At 72.9% G+C, this 17,076-nt stretch carries 14 protein-coding genes; 6 read left to right on the forward strand and 8 right to left on the reverse strand.

Annotated elements, in window-relative coordinates; translation table 11 throughout:
• The first annotated feature begins 187 nt into the window (after positions 1-187).
• Together ACIPWA_RS09210 and ACIPWA_RS09215 are read left to right on the forward strand one after the other, a co-directional pair.
• The gene (locus ACIPWA_RS09210) at positions 188-1,975 is read left to right on the forward strand and encodes a hypothetical protein (RefSeq protein WP_400289597.1); all 1,788 of its coding nucleotides are present in this window, start codon (positions 188-190) and stop codon (positions 1,973-1,975) included.
• A 106-nt stretch (positions 1,976-2,081) separates the two neighbouring features.
• Complete coding sequence (locus ACIPWA_RS09215) at positions 2,082-3,890, forward strand: hypothetical protein (RefSeq protein WP_400289599.1); 1,809 nt, start codon at positions 2,082-2,084, stop codon at positions 3,888-3,890.
• A gap of 96 nt (positions 3,891-3,986) precedes the next feature.
• Here ACIPWA_RS09215 and ACIPWA_RS09220 read toward each other — a convergent pair whose 3' ends face one another.
• Positions 3,987-5,354 carry an FAD-binding oxidoreductase gene (locus tag ACIPWA_RS09220; RefSeq protein WP_400289602.1) on the reverse strand — a complete coding sequence of 456 codons (1,368 nt, stop codon included), beginning with the start codon at positions 5,352-5,354 and terminating at the stop codon, positions 3,987-3,989.
• Between the two features lie 197 nt (positions 5,355-5,551).
• On the opposite strand from ACIPWA_RS09220, the gene ACIPWA_RS09225 reads away from it, so the two are divergent.
• Positions 5,552-6,988, forward strand: a complete 1,437-nt coding sequence (locus ACIPWA_RS09225; protein ID WP_400289604.1) for a DUF2252 domain-containing protein — start codon at positions 5,552-5,554, stop codon at positions 6,986-6,988.
• A 125-nt stretch (positions 6,989-7,113) separates the two neighbouring features.
• Here ACIPWA_RS09225 and ACIPWA_RS09230 read toward each other — a convergent pair whose 3' ends face one another.
• From ACIPWA_RS09230 to ACIPWA_RS09255, 6 genes are all read right to left on the reverse strand, one after another.
• Positions 7,114-7,863 carry an HAAS signaling domain-containing protein gene (locus tag ACIPWA_RS09230; protein ID WP_400289606.1) on the reverse strand — a complete coding sequence of 250 codons (750 nt, stop codon included), beginning with the start codon at positions 7,861-7,863 and terminating at the stop codon, positions 7,114-7,116.
• Positions 7,860-8,201, reverse strand: a complete 342-nt coding sequence (locus tag ACIPWA_RS09235) for a PadR family transcriptional regulator (RefSeq protein ID WP_056644531.1) — start codon at positions 8,199-8,201, stop codon at positions 7,860-7,862. Before ACIPWA_RS09235 ends, ACIPWA_RS09230 begins: the two co-directional genes overlap by 4 nt.
• An 86-nt stretch (positions 8,202-8,287) precedes the next feature.
• A complete protein-coding gene (locus ACIPWA_RS09240; protein WP_400289608.1) occupies positions 8,288-9,211 on the reverse strand; it encodes a Ppx/GppA family phosphatase in 924 nt (307 codons plus the stop codon).
• A gap of 67 nt (positions 9,212-9,278) precedes the next feature.
• Positions 9,279-9,554 carry a hypothetical protein gene (locus tag ACIPWA_RS09245; RefSeq protein ID WP_400289610.1) on the reverse strand — a complete coding sequence of 92 codons (276 nt, stop codon included), beginning with the start codon at positions 9,552-9,554 and terminating at the stop codon, positions 9,279-9,281.
• Positions 9,554-10,831, reverse strand: coding sequence for a TFIIB-type zinc ribbon-containing protein (locus tag ACIPWA_RS09250; RefSeq protein WP_400289612.1), 1,278 nt, complete (start codon positions 10,829-10,831; stop codon positions 9,554-9,556). The genes ACIPWA_RS09245 and ACIPWA_RS09250 overlap by 1 nt, the downstream gene beginning before the upstream one ends.
• 10 nt (positions 10,832-10,841) lie before the next feature.
• Positions 10,842-12,077, reverse strand: coding sequence for an SPFH domain-containing protein (locus tag ACIPWA_RS09255; RefSeq protein ID WP_400289614.1), 1,236 nt, complete (start codon positions 12,075-12,077; stop codon positions 10,842-10,844).
• 218 nt (positions 12,078-12,295) lie between these two features.
• Here ACIPWA_RS09255 and ACIPWA_RS09260 point away from each other — a divergent pair, with 218 nt between their 5' ends.
• Positions 12,296-12,721: an NUDIX hydrolase gene (locus ACIPWA_RS09260; RefSeq protein WP_400289615.1), complete on the forward strand. Its 426-nt coding sequence runs from the start codon at positions 12,296-12,298 to the stop codon at positions 12,719-12,721.
• A 115-nt stretch (positions 12,722-12,836) separates the two neighbouring features.
• On the opposite strand, the gene ACIPWA_RS09265 is transcribed toward ACIPWA_RS09260, so the two are convergent.
• Positions 12,837-14,306, reverse strand: a complete 1,470-nt coding sequence (locus ACIPWA_RS09265) for a glutamyl-tRNA reductase (protein WP_400289617.1) — start codon at positions 14,304-14,306, stop codon at positions 12,837-12,839.
• Between the two features lie 49 nt (positions 14,307-14,355).
• Here ACIPWA_RS09265 and hemE point away from each other — a divergent pair, with 49 nt between their 5' ends.
• Together hemE and ACIPWA_RS09275 are read left to right on the forward strand one after the other, a co-directional pair.
• Positions 14,356-15,465 (forward strand): uroporphyrinogen decarboxylase, encoded by a 1,110-nt coding sequence (hemE, locus tag ACIPWA_RS09270; RefSeq protein ID WP_400289619.1) that lies wholly within the window; start codon positions 14,356-14,358, stop codon positions 15,463-15,465.
• Positions 15,466-15,519: 54 nt separating this feature from the next.
• The gene (locus tag ACIPWA_RS09275; RefSeq protein ID WP_400289620.1) at positions 15,520-17,016 is read left to right on the forward strand and encodes a protoporphyrinogen/coproporphyrinogen oxidase; all 1,497 of its coding nucleotides are present in this window, start codon (positions 15,520-15,522) and stop codon (positions 17,014-17,016) included.
• Positions 17,017-17,076: the final 60 nt, after the last annotated feature.

The following is a 17,076-nucleotide window of genomic DNA, read 5'->3' on the forward strand; positions in this document are numbered from 1 at the left end:
GGCCCGCCCCCCGCCGGGCCCCCCCGCGCCTTCTGGGCGGCGGGTCCCCGGCATCCCGTCGGATCAGGGGCACCTGCTCACTTCTCGGCACGACACCGGTGGCGAGGCAGCGCTGCCGGGGCCACGACGCCCGACCCCTAGGATGATGCCGCTGCGCGGTGCAGCGATCTCGACCAGGGGGAAGATCTTGACGTTCTACGGCGCAGATGTCGCTGCACTCCGTGACCTAGCCACCACGTTCGACGCCGGGGCCGAAGAGCTCGACGGCTCGCGGACGGGCCTCCGCGGCAAGCTGGGATCCGTCCCGTGGCACGGCCCTGGTGCCGAGAAGTACCGGGCCGACTGGCAGCACCAGCTCGAACCCGCGCTCACCAGGACGTCGACCTCGCTCCGCGAGGCGGCACGGCGCCTGCGCGCCAACGCCGACGACCAGGAGCGCACGAGCAGCGCCGACGGGGATGGCACCTCGAGCGGGCGCCCAGGCTCGACCGCGCCGACCACGCCGACGACCGGGTCGGCGCAGGGGTCCGCGCCCGGCCGGCCCGGCTTCTCGTTCTCGCTGGAAGGCGAGAACGCGCAGGACGACGCCGTCCGCAACCCCGACGGGTCGATCAGGACACCCGCCACGATCACCAACACCACGAGCGGCTCGTTCGACGCGTCGTACGACCCCGAGACGGGCACGACGACCGTCGGCGCGGGCGGCGGTCTCTCGTCGGCGCTCGCGGTCAAGGGCGCGACTCTCGAGTTCGGCGCGTCAGCGGCGGCCGAGATCACCCGGACGATGCACTCCGCGGACGGCTTCACGACCTACGCCGGCTCCCAGAAGGGGTCGCTCACGGTCTCCGGCGGGGCCGAGATCGAGCACGTCGGCGCCTCGGTCTCCTACGGGAACGGGTACGAGATGGCCTTCGAGACCACGGTCCCCGACGCCGTCGCCGGCGATCCCGCGTTCGATCCGCGCGGCGTCTCCCCGACCGACCCCCGGAGCATCCCGGTCGGCGGCAGCGTGACGCTCGACAGCAAGAACTTCACGAGCTCCGACTTCGCGGGCTCGTTCGAGATCTTCGCCTACGAGGAGTCGATCGGGACCTCGGAGGGGATGAGCAAGGCGGTCGAGCGGCTGGACGAGAACCACGTCCGCGTCACGACGGGCCCGACGAGCAGCCTCGACCGCTCGGGGGCCGTGGGGCTCGACCTCGACGTCCTCAAGGCCATGGTGGGCAGCACCGGCTCCCACGAGACCGGCGCGATGCAGACCGCGGTGCTCGACGTCTCGACCCCCGAGGGGTCCGCTGCCTACGCGCGCTACCTCGCGGGCGGTGAGCTCCCGTCGCAGGACGGTCCGGGCGTCTCCGAGTCGGCCCTGGTCGCCCGCTGGAACGGGACGAGCGGATCGACCGCGGAGCTCACCCTGTTCGGTCACGAGATGTCGAAGGAGCACGTCGCGTCGGTCGGTGACAGCGTCGCGGTGACCCGACCCGACGGCTCGGTCTCGTGGTCCGGGCAGGTGGCGTTCGACGACGACTCGCGACGCATGGAGTACGAGCGTGCGATGGACGCGAACGGGGTCGAGGACCTGTCCGCCTCACGTCTCACGGTGTCGATCGACCTCGACAAGGACACCGCGGGGATCATCAACAACGGGTACCTCGACGCCGCCGGGGGCCGCGCAGAAGCCGGCCAGACGCTGCAGATCACGCTCGACGGCCACGACGAGCGCGCCCTGGCGGACCAGGCCTTCGGCAAGCTCATGACGGGCTACAACGGCGCCACCCAGGTCGTCGACATGAACGACCCGCTCGCCTCGATCGTCATGGACGGGGCGTACGGCCAGGACCCCACCCGCAAGCCCTACGACGCCGTCGTCGGCGGCCTCCTGGGGCAGACGACCGACAACAGCGCGGTCCTCGACCACCTGTCGAGGATCAGCGACGACGGACGGCTGCCCGGGAGCGTGCGCGTCGTCGGCTGACCTGCGTCGGGGCCCCACCTGGGGACTCCTCCCCATGTCGCGATCCGGCGCGGTCACGTAGCGTGTCCTCGTCCAGGACTCCCTGCCGGTTGAAAGAGGTTCGCCCGTGGTCATGTACGGCGCCGACGTCGCAGCACTGCGCGACCTCGCCACGAGCCTCGACGGCGGGGCCGGCGTCCTCGACCAGGCGCGCTCGAAGGTCCGCGGCTCGTTCCACTCGGTGCCCTGGTACGGACCCGATGCAGACCAGGAGCGCGGCCAGTGGGACGGCCGGCTCGAGCCCCTGCTGACGCAGACCGCCCAGTCCTTGCGCGACGCGGCGACGACCCTTCGGCGCAACGCCGACGACCAGGAGAGCACGAGCGCGGCGGACACCGGGTCGTCAGGCGGCGGCGGGTCGGGCGGCGCCGGCGGCTCGGCCGGCGGTTCCGGGTCGGGTGGGCCCGGCGGTGGCTCCGGAAGCGGCGCCGGCGCAGGCTCCTCCTCAGGGATCGACGACGCCGAGTCCCCCGGCGGCCCGACCGTCACCGTCAAGGGGACCCAGGAGTCGGGGACGGACAACGGCTCGCTCGGTTCGCCCGCGACCGAGGGCAGCGGCGGGTCGGTCTCGGGGGGCGTGACGTACGACCCGACCACCGGGGAGACCACGGTCTCCGGCTCGGGCACGCTCGAGAACTGGTTCCAGACCACGAACGGCTCCAAGGTGACGTTCGGCCTGACCGGTGGTGCCGAGCTCACGTCGGGCGAGAAGAGCGAGGACGGGTTCACGACCTGGACGACCAAGTCCGACGTCTCGGTGGGCGTCGAGGGCGGTTTCGACAAGGGCGGCAACGGCGTCAGCGGCAGCTACACCACGGGCGTGACCTCCGAGTACGCGGTCAAGGTGCCCGACGGCGCCAAGATCACCGACCCGGGTGCGGTCAACCCGTTCGACCCCTCGACCATGCCGAACGGCTCGACCATCACCATGGACAGCGGGAGCTACACGGGCACCGAGCTCGAGGCCTCGTTCCGCCACATCGCCATGAAGTCGGGCATCGAGGAGTCCGCCGGGGTGAGCAGCGTGATCGAGAAGACCGGTGACGACACCGTGCGCATCACGTCCGGTCCCACGGACGCGCTGAGCAACTACGGCGGGCTCGGCGTCGACTTCGAGGCCGTCAAGGTCCTGCTGGGCAACACGACCTCGCTCGACGGCGCGTCGCTGCGCAGCGCCGAGCTCGACCTCTCGACGCCCGAGGGCCGGGCCGCGTACGACACCTACCTCCTGACGGGCGAGATCCCGCAGGACGCGTCGACGGGTATCTCGGGGCTCACGACGATCGAGAAGATCGACTACAAGTCCACGACGTCGCTCGACGTCGAGACGCCCGTGGGCGGCGCGTCGTGGGACCTCGGCGAGAACTCGGGCTCGGCCGTGGTCACGACTTACCCGGACGGGTCGGCGGACCAGCAGACCAAGCTCAGCTACGGGGGGCGCAGCGACACGTTCTTCTCGCAGGCCTTCAACCCGGACGGGACCGAGAACACCGCAGGTCGCACCTACACGTACACGGTCGAGGCCGACCAGATGTCGACCCAGCTCTTCAACCAGAGCGAGTTCTCGGGCCTCGACGCGGGTGGCACGGTCAAGGAGGGTGACGTGCTCCGGCTCACGCTCACCGAGCGCCAGATGGCGACCCTCCACGCCAACGCGGTCGAGTACAGCAAGGACAGCATCGGGGTCAACCAGGTCTCCGCCCTGGCCCTCGACTACGACGGCAAGCCCGTGAGCACGTTCGACTACGCCGCGAGCCTGGCTCGTGGTCCGCGCTCCGACGGTTCGCTCGTCGAGATGCTCTTCTCCATCAACCAGGGCTCGGGCGGCGGCGGGGACCTCAAGCAGTTCCCCGGGACCATCACGCCGGCCAAGTAGGTCGGGGCACCACCGCCGGGCTGCACGGCCCGACGGCGCCGCGCCCCTCCCGTCGTCTCGCCTCGAGCGTCGGGGCGGGACGACGGCGCCGGGCCCTCACGCGGGCATGAGGAACCGGCCGTCAGGGTCCAGGTCGCGACGCACGGTCGCGAGGTGCGCCTGGTCGGCGGGCGACCACAGGTCGATCATGGCGGCCTCGCTCACCGCCCCGGCGAGATTCGCCTGGGTACGACCGAGCGACCACGGCTGCACGGCCTCGAGCAGCCCGCGGATCGCGGCCGGCACGGCCGTCTCGAAGAGCTCGGGGACGGGAACCCCGATCACGAAGAGCGAGAACGCGGCGTCGCGGCCGGTCACGCTGTCGGGACCGTGCGCGCCGTCGCCGAGCGCCCCGCCCAGGTGGCGGATCTCGGCCATCATCAGCGGTGCGGTCGACTGCGGCCCGGCGACGGCGAGCAGCGCCTCCGCGGTCTGCGGCTCGAACGTGTGCAGCAGGGTCGAGCCGTCGAGCACGGGCATGGGGTCGGTCGGGTCCTGGTGGACCGCTCCGATCGCGGCGTACGGCATCTCGCCGATCGAGTCCAGGATGATCGGGGCCGCGTCGCGCAACGGGGCGATCGCCTCGGCCACCTCCGCGAGGGGGCGGGTCGAGGCGACCCTGACGTTCGCGACGTACTGACCTCGCAGGGGCTCGGGCAGGAACTCGAGCGGGGGCAGCCGCAGCAGCGCGACCGAGGTCGTGATGTCGGCGGGGGCGGTCGCGACCCAGTCGGCGTAGGCGCGGAACATGGTCGCGGCGTCGTCCCCGACCGCGAAGAAGCTCCCTCCGGTGATGGTCGCGAGGGGCAGGAGCCTGATCGTCACGGACGTGATGATCCCCAGGCCCCACTTGCCGCCGCGCAGGGCGCGCAGGACCTCGGGGTGGTGGTCGGCGTCGACATGGAGGAGGTCGCCGTCCCCCGTCACGACGTCGGCTGCGAGGAGGTAGTTCGAGCCGAAGCCGACCTCCCGGGCGAGCGGGCTCATCCCGCCGCCCAGCAGGAAGCCGACGACTCCCACGTCGGGCGACGACCCGGTGACGGCGGCGAGCCCGAGGGGCGTGACGGCGTCGAGCACGTCCCTCCAGCGGGAGCCGGCGGCGACGCGCGCGGTGCGCGCGGGCTCGTCGACCTCGACGCCCGTCAGGCCCGCGGTCGTGAGCGCGATGCCACCGTCGATCCCGCGCACGAACCCGTGGCCCGTGCTGAAGACCGCGACGGGCAGCCCGAACGTCTTGGCGACGCGCACGGTCGCCTGGACGTCGGCGGTGGACGTGGCGTGGACGACGTAGTCGGGACGGTGCTCGACGGCGACGTTCATGCCCGAGAGCCGGGCCTCGGCGGCGTTGCCGGGCAGGACGCGGCCGGTCACGGCCTGCGTGAGGGCGTCGAGGACGACGTCCTGCGTGATCTCGTGGGTGGTCATGGGCGTTTCCCTCTCGGACAAGGTGGGGAGCGCGGAGCAGCGCTACCCCAGAAAGAGAGCTGGGAGCGCTTCCGGTGACAGGTCAGCCGAAGGTGCCGGGAATGTCCGCCGAGGCTGATGCTCCACCGCGCCCTGGGTGACCGCGCGCGCCATGATGAGCGAGGGCGCCGTCACGCCCACGGACCCGAGGAGCGACGATGCCCCAGACCACGGACCAGCCCCCCGACCGCGCGCCGTTGCGCGGGACGCCCTCGCCCGAGCACCGCAAGGAGCAGGGACGCGCGGCCCGCACGCTCCTCCCCCGTCGCTCGACCGCCGCGTGGACGCCGGCGACCGACCGTCGCGACCCCGTCGCGATCCTCCAGGCCCAGAACGCGAGCCGGGTCGCGTCGCTCGTCCCGCTCCGCATGGGACGCATGGCCGCCACCCCCTTCTCGTTCTACCGGGGGGCGGCCGCAGTCATGGCGGCCGACCTCGGCACCGGGCCGCGCACGGACCTGACCGTCCAGCTCTGCGGCGACGCGCACCTCGCGAACTTCGGCGGGTTCGCGTCCCCCGAGCGCTCGCTGGTCTTCGACATCAACGACTTCGACGAGACGCACCGCGGCCCCTTCGAGTGGGACCTCCAGCGGCTCGTCGCGAGCCTCGAGATCGCGGGACGCCACCGCGGCATGTCCCACCAGGAGCGCGAGCGGATCACGCTCGCCGCGGCGCGCGGGTACCGCCAGACTCTCCGCACGTTCGCCGACCTGGGCCACCTCGACCTGTGGCACGTGCAGCTCCGCGGCGACGAGATCGTCGAACGGTGGAACGGGTCGGTCCCTCCTGGCGTCATGGACAACCTCCGCAAGGCGCTGCGCAAGGCGCGGACCAAGGACCGGCAGAAGGCCCGGCGTCGGCTCACCACGCTGCACGACGACGGCGAGCTGCGGTTCCTGAGCGACCCGCCCCTGCTCGTCCCGGTGCGCGACCTCTTCGACGACGCCGAGCAGGCTCGCCTCCTCGGTGTCGTGACCACGGCCCTCGCGGCCTACGGCGACTCGCTCACGGGCGCCCGGCGCATCCTGCTCGAGCGCTACCGCCTCGTCGACCTGGCTCGGCGCGTGGTCGGGGTCGGGAGCGTCGGCACGCGCTGCTGGGTCGCGCTGCTCGTCGGCCGGGACAACGACGATCCCCTGTTCCTCCAGGTCAAGGAGGCCGAGCCGTCGGTCCTCGAGCCCTACACGTCGGCCAGCCCGTACCCCGAGAACGGGCGCCGCGTGGTCGAGGGGCAGCGCCTCCTGCAGGCCACGAGCGACGCCCTGCTCGGCTGGAACACCGTGCACGGCGCCGACGACCGCCCCCACGACTACTACTTCCGCCAGCTCTGGGACTGGAAGGTCTCGGCGGACCTCGAGACCATGCTCCCGGTCGCGATGGCCGCCTACGCGCAGATGTGCGCGTGGGTCCTCGCGCGCGGGCACGCCCGTTCGGGCGACGCCCTCGCGATCAGCGCGTACCTCGGCAAGGGCGACGTCGCGGACCACTCGTTCACCGAGTTCGCCCGCCGCTACGCCGACCAGAACGCCCTGGACCACCAGGCTCTCCTCGACGCGATCGCAGCGGGCGACGTGGAGGCGGTCCTGGGCGTCTGACGCCGGGGCTGGCGCGGCGTCGGACGCCCGCGTCGGCCCGGGCCATCTCGTGCCCGACGGCGCCGCCCGCCTCGCGCGGACACGTCCCGTCGGGGCGCGTCCGCGGCGAGGCGGTCGGGGGCGGCTCAGGCGTCGGCGGTCGGACCAGCGGCCGATCGCGCGAGCCCCCGGCGCAGGAGGACCACCTGGTAGACGAGCGCCGCCAGGACGATCGCCCCGAGCAGGACCGTCAGGACCAGCCCGCCGACGTTCGCACCCGCGGCGTCGCACGTGGTCGTGAAGTCCCCGCTCGTCGGCGCGTGGAAACCGCCGTCCGACCCCTCGGCCGTGATCGCGCCCACGGCCGAGGGGCCCGCGGCGGACAGGGAGCCGACCGACGCGCAGCTCGCGGACGGCAGCAGCATCATGCCCGTGAGCCCGAGCCACGCGGCCCCCGCCCCGAAGCCCGAGACGATGCCCCAGATCTTCTCGTTCGTGGTCCAGAGCGGCGAGGCACCGAGCAGGACCGCTGCGACGAGCCACAGGACGCCCGGGAGGAGCAACGGTGCCCCGACGATGCCCACGAGGGCGAGGGCGAACACGACCGGGGCGACCCACGCACCGGTGAGGGCGGGACGAGAGGAGGCTCCGCCGTCGGGCAGGGGATCCCTGAGCGCACCCGACGCCGCTCGCGCCACGTCCTCCGGGGCGCCGAGCGACGCGAGGACCGCCGCGACCTCCTGCTCGCTGGGCTCGTGCCCCAGCTCGGCGAGGCTCGCATCGATGTGCTCGCGCACCCCACCCAGGACGTCGGCCCGCTCGGCGGGATCGACGTGCGCGAGCATCCGCGCGAGGTCGTCCAGGTACGCGCTGATCGCGTCGTTCGTGCGGTTCATCGGTGGCTCCCCAGGGTCGAGTCGACGGCGTCGCGGAAGGGCGCCCAGGTGCGGGCGAAGGTCTCGAGGGCTGCGCGCCCCTCAGGGGTCAGGGCGTAGTAGCGCCGAGGTGGTCCGGCGTCGGACTCGCGCCAGTGCGTCTCCACGAGCCCGCCCCTGCGCAGCCGCGCGAGGAGCGGATAGAGCGTGCCCTCACCGCTCAGGAGCACCCCGTCCGTGGAGAGACGGCGGGCGATGTCCAGGCCGTACCACTCGTCGTCGGCCAGGAGCGCGAGCACGCAGTACTCGATCGCCCCTCGCCGGAGGTTCGTGAGGATCATGTCCTCGCTAGGTACCATGCGAGACAAGATAGCACCATGTGCGGAGGCCCGGTAGACGCTTCACATGGGACCGAACGGGGTGCTGCGAGGCCCGGCGCGGGCCGTCAGATCTGGTCGAGCCGGCGCAGGATCGCGCCTTCGCGCAGCGCCCACGGGCAGATCTCGACCTCCGCGACTCGCAGAGCCTTCATGGTCTCCTCCGCGACCACGCCGCCCGCGACGATCTGGTACGTCCGCTCGGCCGTGATCCCCGGCAGCTCGGTCCGACCCGTGGCGGGGATGCGCGCGAGTCGCGGCACCCAGTCGGACAGCTGCGAGCGCTCCATGCGCCAGCGCTCCTCCGGACCCACGACCGCGACCTTCATGCCCGCGAGCCGCGCGAGCGACCGGAACGTCTTGGAGGTCGCGACCACGTGGTCGGGACGCGGCAGCGCCTTGATCTCGCCGAGGGCCTCGGCGAGCACCCCGCGCACGTGCGTGCGCAGCGCCGCGACCTGGTGGGCCGTGGGCGGGTCGTCCGGGAGGTGCTCGATCGTCATCCGCCCGGCACCCAGGGGGACCGAGACCGCGACGTCGGGCTCCTCGTCGAGGCCCGAGGCGATCTCGAGCGAACCACCACCGATGTCCAGGACCATGAGCCGGCCCGACGCCCACCCGTGCCAGCGCCTCGCCGCGAGGAACGTCAGCCGCGCCTCCTCGGGACCCGAGAGGACCTCGATCGGGACCCCGACACGCTCCTCGATCGCCGCGAGCACCTCGGGGCCGTTGGTCGCCTCGCGCAGCGCGGACGTCGCGAGCGCGAGCGACTCGTCGACCTCGTACTCGCGGGCCAGCGCCGCCGCCCGGTCGGCCGCCTCGAGCAGGGCGTCGACGCCCTCGGCCGAGATCGAGCCGTCGGGCTGGAGGTAGCGCATGAGACGGACGACCGAACGGCCCGACGCCGCCGGGTCCGGCCGGGCGCCACGCACCGCGTCCACGACGAGCATGTGGACGGTGTTGGAACCGATGTCGAGCACTCCGAGTCGCATCCGCCCACGGTAGCGGGGGACGCGAAGGGCGACCGGACGGCCCGCCGGGCGGGAGCCCTCGCGCCCTCTACGACCGGTGGTTCGCGCCCGACATCCTGCTGTTCGTCCGGCCGACGAGCCGGCGCACGTGGACGTCCGACCCGCGCACCGCCCGCACCTCGGAGCGCGTGTCCCTCCGGTGGTCGTGACGCTCGCCCGCGTTGCGGTACCGGCGCCAGGTCAACCAGTAGAAGAGCGGCCCGGCGAGCAGCAGCAGACCCACGACGACGAGCCGAAGGGCCCCCTCCTCGCCGGACGAGGACTCGGCCGCCACGGTGAGCGCGTCCAGGGCGATCAGGTGCATCAGGTCCCGATCATGACGAGGAGGGCCGCCACGGCCGCGACGGCCTCGACGACGAGGGACACCGCGAGCAGGCGGCGGCGGTTGACCGGGACGGAGCCCATGGTCTCGCCCGTCCGCCCGTTGACCGCGACGTAGTGCAGGACCGAGCCCCCGTTCTTGCGGACCTCGTGGTACGAGTACAGCCACACGGGCAGGTAGGCGGCGACCCAGCGCTGGCCCACGACCTCGAGCTGCTGGTGGTCCCACCGGAGACCGCGGTCGTAGGCCTCGATCATGTCGAGCGCCCGGAACCGGGCGATCTCCTTGGCCTGAGCGAACGCGGGCTCGCGCACGTCGTCGATGTCGGTGTCGCGCCGCTCCGCGGTGAACCCCGAGAGGAAGTTGGAGTCGTAGCGGACTGCGTTCTCGACGTCGAACGGCAGGATCGTGTTGATGACGTTGTTCGTCCGCGAGCTCGCGCCGTGGTCCCGTCGGTCCGCGGAGGACTCGAGCGTCAGGTCGTCGACGTGCAGGTCGAACTCGCGCACGACGTCGTAGACGTCGGCGTCGTAGCGCCGCTCGTCGCGCTCCTCGCCGTCGGCCCCCTTCACCTTGACGGTGTAGGACCGCACGAGGCGCTCGCCCTGCCCGGACAACCGGGCCTTGGTGTTGAGGTCCGCGACGAGGTACGGCATGTAGACCCCGACCACGCTCTCCGGGACGAACTCGGCCCGGAACGTCGGGTGGGCGTAGAAGCGACGCTTGCCGACGAACTCCCGGATGCGCGTGATCGCTTCGTCCTTGGCCAGGCGGAACGGCAGCACGACGTCGGGCACCGCGCCGTTGGGGACCTGCTGGTTGACCGACAACGTGTTGCGGCACCAGTGGCAGCGCGCCTGGGTGCCGTGCGCGGTGTCGACGACGACGTCCGCACCGCACGCCGAGCACCGGAACGTGAGGACCTCGTCGGTCCCCGGCACGATCGCGGCGGTGCCGGACCCGACGACGACGCCGCGCAGCGCGCCGATGTCGCCGTCGAGGCCGAGGTCCGCGATCGTCCCGGCAGCAGCCCACTCGTACCGGCAGAACCCGCAGCGCAGGTTCCCGGTCGCGACGTTGAGCGAGATCTCGGTCGCCCCGCACCGTGAGCACTTGACGAGACCGTCGCTGGCCCCGACGTCGGTACGGACGATGGCCGGCCCGCCGTCCCGTGTCCCGACGGGCGGCGGTGACCCCTCCTGCGGGGAGGCAGGCGGGGCCGACGACGGGACGGCCGCCTCCGGCTCGTGGACAGTCATCGTCGGCGCCTCAGAACCCGAGGACCTTGGCCTTGGCGGTGTCGTAGTCCGCCTGAGTGATGAGTCCCTGATCGAGCATGGCCTTGAGGTGCGTGAGCTTCGCGACCGGGTCCTCGGCTGCCGGAGAAGCCGGGGGCGCGGCGGGTGCTACGGGTGCGGCGGCAGCCGGTGCACTCTGCACGGGAACCTGCTGGAGCGGGACGACGGGCTGCTGGAGCCCGGCCATCGCGCCGCCCGCGGCGTTCATCCCCATGCCGAGGATCGCCATGTTCGCGCCGCCCCCGGCTCCTCCTGGGTTCTCTCCCGCAGCCTGGATGCCGCGCGCGGCAGCCTGCTGGAGGAACGAGTTCCCGCGAGCACCTGCGAGCGCGTCAGCCTTCTTGACGTCGCTCAGCAGCGCCCTGGTGTCCTCGTCGTACTCGATCGCCGCGAGCGCGACCTTGACGATCGACAGACCGCGGTAGGACGTCCACTGGTACCCCTCCTCGACCGCGCCCGCCAACGACTGCGCGAACCCGACCGAGTCGCTCTGGATCCGGGTGATCCGGTTCCCCTTGTCCGGGTCGTTGGTGTAGCTCGAGAACGCTGCCGCGAGCGACCCGACGACCTCGGTGAAGAGCTGGCTCGCGGCGTCGTTGTCGAGGTCGGAGAAGTCGAACACCTTCGCGCCCGTACCGAGGTAGGTCAGCGGCACGAACTGCTTGACGAAGAGGATCGGGTCGACGATGCGCAGCGTGTAGGTGCCACGCGTCACGGCACCCACCTGGGCGCCGAGGTACGCGTCGTCCCAGTAGATCTCCGACTGCGTACCGAACCGGTTGTTCGGCAGCTCCTTGAGGTTCACGTAGAACCCGAGCTGCTGCGACCCGGGTTGCCCGCCGAACTTGAAGCGTTCCCACGTGGTCTTGATGAGCGGGCTCAGGAAGCCGTTGTCGGCGAAGATCGACTGGGAGTTCTGGTCGTCGGACGTGAACAGGTAGCCACCCGGCTCGGCCACGAAGCCCGTGAGCGCGCCGTCCTGGAACGTCAGGAGCCCGTAGCCCTCGGGAACGACGAACCGGCTGCCGTTCGTGATGATGTTCGCCGAGCCCTTGGTGTTGGACCCGCGCCCCGCGTTCTGCCCCTGCGCGACCGCCGGGAAGAGCGCCGCGGTCGGCGCCAGGTTCGTGGGCGGGGTCAGGAAGTCCTTCCACTGGTCCGCGAGCGTGCCGCCGAGGGCACCAGCAAAGGCCTTGATGAATCCCATCGAGCTCTCCGTCCGATCGGGCGGACGGAGCCGCGCGTGACCTGTCGTCGTCGCGGCCGACGCCCTGAGGCCCTCGACCGCGATCGGCACAGTATCGACTTTCGTTCTGAAACGGAACTATCGGCGAGTTTCCGGCGCATCCGCTCCCACGGACCGGACCGCCGACGGTGACCGACCCGCCCGCCGACGGTGACGCACCGGATGACAGGATGTTCTCCGTGACCTCCCCCTCTCCCCTCGCACCCCTGAAGACCGTCGGCTGGATCCACGTCGTGGACGGGCGGCTGCTCGTCGTCCGCAGCCGGGACAACGACCTGTTCTTCATGCCGGGCGGCAAGCTCGACCCCGGTGAGAGCGACGAGCAGGCCCTGGTCCGGGAGATCGAGGAGGAGCTCGGCGTGCTGCTCGACCCTGCCACGGTGAGGTCCGGCCTCGTCGCCGAGGCGCCCGGCCACGGGCTCGACGGGCGGCTCGTGCGGATGCACTGCCTCTACGCCGACCTGTTGCCCGGGTCCCCCGAGCCGGCGCCTCGTGCCGAGGTCCGTGAGCTCACGTGGGTCACGGCGAACGACGCGCACCGTGTCCCGCCCGCGGGCCGGATCGTCCTGGAGCGGCTGGCGGCGACAGGAGTGCTCGCGGCCTGACGCGGACCGTCACTCGGTCGAGCACGGGGTTGCGATCGGTCGAACACGAGGTTGCGGTCGAGAACCGCACGAGAACGACCGCAACCTCGTGCTCGGCGCAGAGAGCCGGACCGGGTCAGCGCCCCGCGCACGCCTCGACGTCGAGCCCGTTGGTCCCAGCACTGCGGAGCGCTTCCTCGGCGTCGGCCACCACGGCCGAGGCCTCTGCCTGGGCCGACGCGAGGGCCGACGACCGGGCCGCGACGATCGCGTCGTGCAGGTCGGCGTGCACGCGGCGACGGACCGAGCGCGTGAGCGCCTCGGTCTCGGCGTCGTCGACCTCGGTCCCCGCGGCGCGGCGCTCGGCCACGCGCTCGGCGACCTCGGCCGCGATCCGCCGGTCGGCGTCGTCGAGCAGCTCCATGACGGCCGTGTCGGCCGCGCGCCCCAGGCGCGTCTCCTCGAAGTCCCGCGTGGCACGGTCCACGATCCGCCGTGCCTGCCCGACGACGAGCGACCCGAGCGCGGGTGAGTGCGCCTTGAGGGAGGCCAGGTCGTAGAGCAGGACGCCGTCGACGTCCGCGACGCGCGGGTCGACGTCGCGGTGCAGCGCCAGGTCGAGGACCACCATGGGTCGGTGCGGCGCCTCGTCGCCCGCGGCCTCCGCGGCGCGGGACCGGGCACGGACGAGCGCGGCGGCGTCGAGCACGTGGCCCAGCGCGTCACCCTCGGCGCGCACGGCGTCACCATCGGCGCCCGGCCCGGTCCCCCTCGGCGCACCGGCACCGGCACCCGGACCACCACGCCCAGCCTCACGGCCGCCCGCGTCGGCGACCACTCGTCCCCGCGCCCCGCTGCACGAGACCACGAGGTCGGCGTCCTCGAGAGCCGCCACCAGATCCGTCACCGCGACGGCGCCCCGGTCGGCCGCGAACTGCTCGGCGCGACCCGACCCCGAGTACACGCGCACGTCCTCGCAGCCCCGCGCCCGCAGCGCGGCGAGCGACGCGCCGGCGTACGAGCCCGTCCCGATGAGCACCGTGCGGACCTGGCGCCAGGGCGGGAGCTCGGCGCTCGCGAGGTCGAGCCCCAGGGACACGACCGACCGGCCGTTGCCACCGAGCGTCGTCTCGTTGCTGATCTTCTTGGAGGTCCGGGACGCGGTCTGGAACAGGAGCTCGAGCGTGGACGACGTCGCACCGCCCTCGCGGGCCTCCTCGAGCGCGCGCTTGACCTGCCCGGCGATCTCTCGCTCGCCCACGACCATCGAGTCCAGGCCGGCCGCGACCTCGAAGAGGTGAGCGGCGACGTCGGGCCCGGTGCGGGTCGAGAACGCCCCGACCGCCACGTCCTCCGCGACTCCCGACGCCGCGGCGACGAGCCGCGCGACCTCGTGCGACGCGTGCTGCACGCCCCGCCCGTCCACGGGCGAGTCGACGTCCAGGTACACCTCGAACCGGTTGCACGTCGCGACGACGACGGCACCGGTGATCGCTTCGCAGGTCTCGACGGCCGTCCGCCCGACCGACGCGGCTCCGGTGGAGAGGAGCTCGAGGGTGGACATGTCCAGCTCGTGGTGACTTGCAGTCATCGACAGGAGAACCACAGTGCTCCGATTGAATCATTCCTCCCCGCGCACGGCAGAATCGGTTCTTGTGACGTTCACCGCGCTTTCAGACAACCACCCTCTCGTCGACGGCCGGACGACGAATTCTCCCCTCGTGCGCGCTTTGCGCGGCGACCGCCCGGAAACCACACCCGTGTGGTTCATGCGGCAGGCCGGTCGGTCCCTTCCCGAGTACCGCGAGCTGCGCCAGGGCATCGGCATGCTCGACTCGTGCCTGCGCCCGGACCTGGCGAGCGAGATCACGCTCCAGCCCGTGCGCCGCCACGGCGTGGACGCGGGGATCTTCTTCTCGGACATCGTCATCCCGCTCAAGCTCGCGGGGGTCGACGTGGACATCGTCCCGGGCGTCGGTCCGGTCATGGGGCAGGCCTACCGGACGCCCGACGACGTCGCTCGCCTCGTCGAGCACGAGCTCACCCCGGAGTCGCTCGCGCCCGTGACGGAGGCCGTCGCGCTCACGGTCGCGGCGCTCGGTTCGACGCCCCTCATCGGGTTCGCGGGCGCGCCGTTCACGCTCGCGGCCTACCTGGTCGAGGGGCGCCCCTCGCGCGACCACCTCGCGGCGCGCACGCTCATGCACGCGGACCCCGAGTCGTGGGCCCGCCTGACGGCGTGGACCGCGCAGATCACGGGCGCGTTCCTGCGCGCCCAGGTCCTGGCCGGGGCCAGCGCCGCCCAGCTGTTCGACTCGTGGGCCGGCAGCCTGTCGCGCGAGGACTACCTCACAGGCGCCAAGCCGGGGAGCACGGTCGCGCTGTCGCAGGTCAGCGACCTGGGCGTCCCGGCGATCCACTTCGGGACGGGCACCGGGCACCTGCTCGGGGCCATGCGTGACTCCCTCACCGAGGCCGGTGTGACGCACCCGACCGTGGGCGTGGACTACCGCACGCCGCTCGACGAGGCCGCGGCGACCCTCGGGGGGTACGTGCCGATCCAGGGCAACATCGACCCGGCGCTGCTCGCCGCGCCGTGGCCCGTGCTCGAGGCGCACGTCCGCGACGTCCTGCACCGTGGGAGCGCTGCCCCCGGGCACGTGGTGAACCTCGGCCACGGCGTGCCGCCCGAGACCGACCCGACCGTCCTGACCCGGGTCGTCGAGCTCGTCCATTCCGTCCGGAACGTGTCGGAACCCGCGTGACCCCGGGGTCCCGCACGGTCTGACACACCCTCGCAGCGGGGGCACACTTGACGTGTGCACCCCGTTGCTGATGGATCGTCCGGCCCTTCCTCCTCCACGTTCGACGCCGTGGTCGTCGGCGCGGGCATCGCCGGCCTGACCGCCGCGCGCTCCCTGCGCCGCCGCGGCCTGCGCGTCCTCGTCCTCGAAGCGGCCGACCGCCCGGGCGGCCCTGTGCACGGCGACAAGCTGGGCTCGACGGGCCTGTCGGTCGACGTGGGCGCCGAGTCGTTCGCGGCCCGCGGGTCCGCCGTGGGCGACCTGGTCGCCGACCTGGGCCTGACGGTCGTCGAGCCCGCCCCGATCAGCGCGTGGGGCTACGCCGCGAGCCGCGCGTTCCCGCTGCCGAAGGCCGGGATCATGGGCATCCCGGCGCACCCGTTCGCGGCCGACGTGCGCCGCGCGGTCGGCTGGCCCGGTGCGCTGCGCGCGGGCATGGACCGGATCAAGCCGCGCCGATGGGTCGACGAGGAGAACCTCGAGACGTTCGCGCGCTCGCGCCTGGGACGCCGCGTCGCGGAACGTCTCGTGGCGCCGGTCGCCGCGGGCGTCCACTCGGCGCCGCTCGAACGTCTCGACGTCGATGCCGTGGCCCCGGGCCTGCGCGAGGCCTACGCCCGCGAGGGCTCGTTGACCCGGGCGGTCGCCGCGATGCGCGCCCAGGCCCCGGCGGGCTCTGCGGTGCGCGGCATCGAGGGCGGCATGCACCGCCTCGTCGAGGAGCTAACGCTCGCCGTGACGAGCGACGTGCCCGACGGCGGGGCTCCCGCCGGGAGCGCGGGCCCGGCGGGGGTGCTGCTCGTGCGCCACGAGGTGGTCGCGCTGGACCGTGACGGCGACCTGGGGTGGAGCGTCCAGGCCGAGGGTCCCGGGGGTCCCACGACCTTCCGGGCCCCGCGCCTGCTGGTCACGACGCCCGCGGTCGTCGACCTGGTGTCCCCGCTCGCGGGCCGCACGGCCGACCCGGTGCCGGACCCCGAGCCCGGTGCGGACATCCGTCTCGTGACGCTCCTGCTCGAGGCCCCTGAGCTCGACGCGGCCCCACGGGGCAGCGGGCTGCTGGTCGCGCCGAAGCCCCGCACCTGGTCGACGCGCGACGAGAACCACCGGGCCGGCGCGCACGACCCCGTCCAGGCCAAGGCCCTGACCCACTCGACCGCGAAGTGGCCGTGGCTGGCCGCCCGGGTGGCGGGCGCCGTCGGGCCGGGGAACCACGTGGTGCGCCTGAGCTACGGGCGCATCGGCGAGACGGTCGAGCCGACCCTCGACCAGGTCGTGCGCGACGCCTCGGTGCTGCTCGGGGTCGACCTCGACGGCAAGGTGCGCGAGCACCTGTCGACGCGCTGGAACGGGTCGCTCCCCCCGCCCACGCCCGTCTACCGGCGCGAGGTCGCGGCGTTCGTCGAGCGGGTCTCGCACGTCGACGGGCTCGGGGTCACGGGTGGCTGGATCGCGGGCACGGGGCTCGCGGCGATCGTCGGGCACGCCCAGGACTGCGCCGAGCAGCTCTGATCCTCGGGGGCGATGCGGACGGCACCGCAGCCTTCCGCATTCCTGCGACAAACGTCCTGA

This window comes from Oerskovia enterophila, assembly GCF_044748475.1.
Lineage (GTDB): Bacteria > Actinomycetota > Actinomycetes > Actinomycetales > Cellulomonadaceae > Oerskovia > Oerskovia enterophila.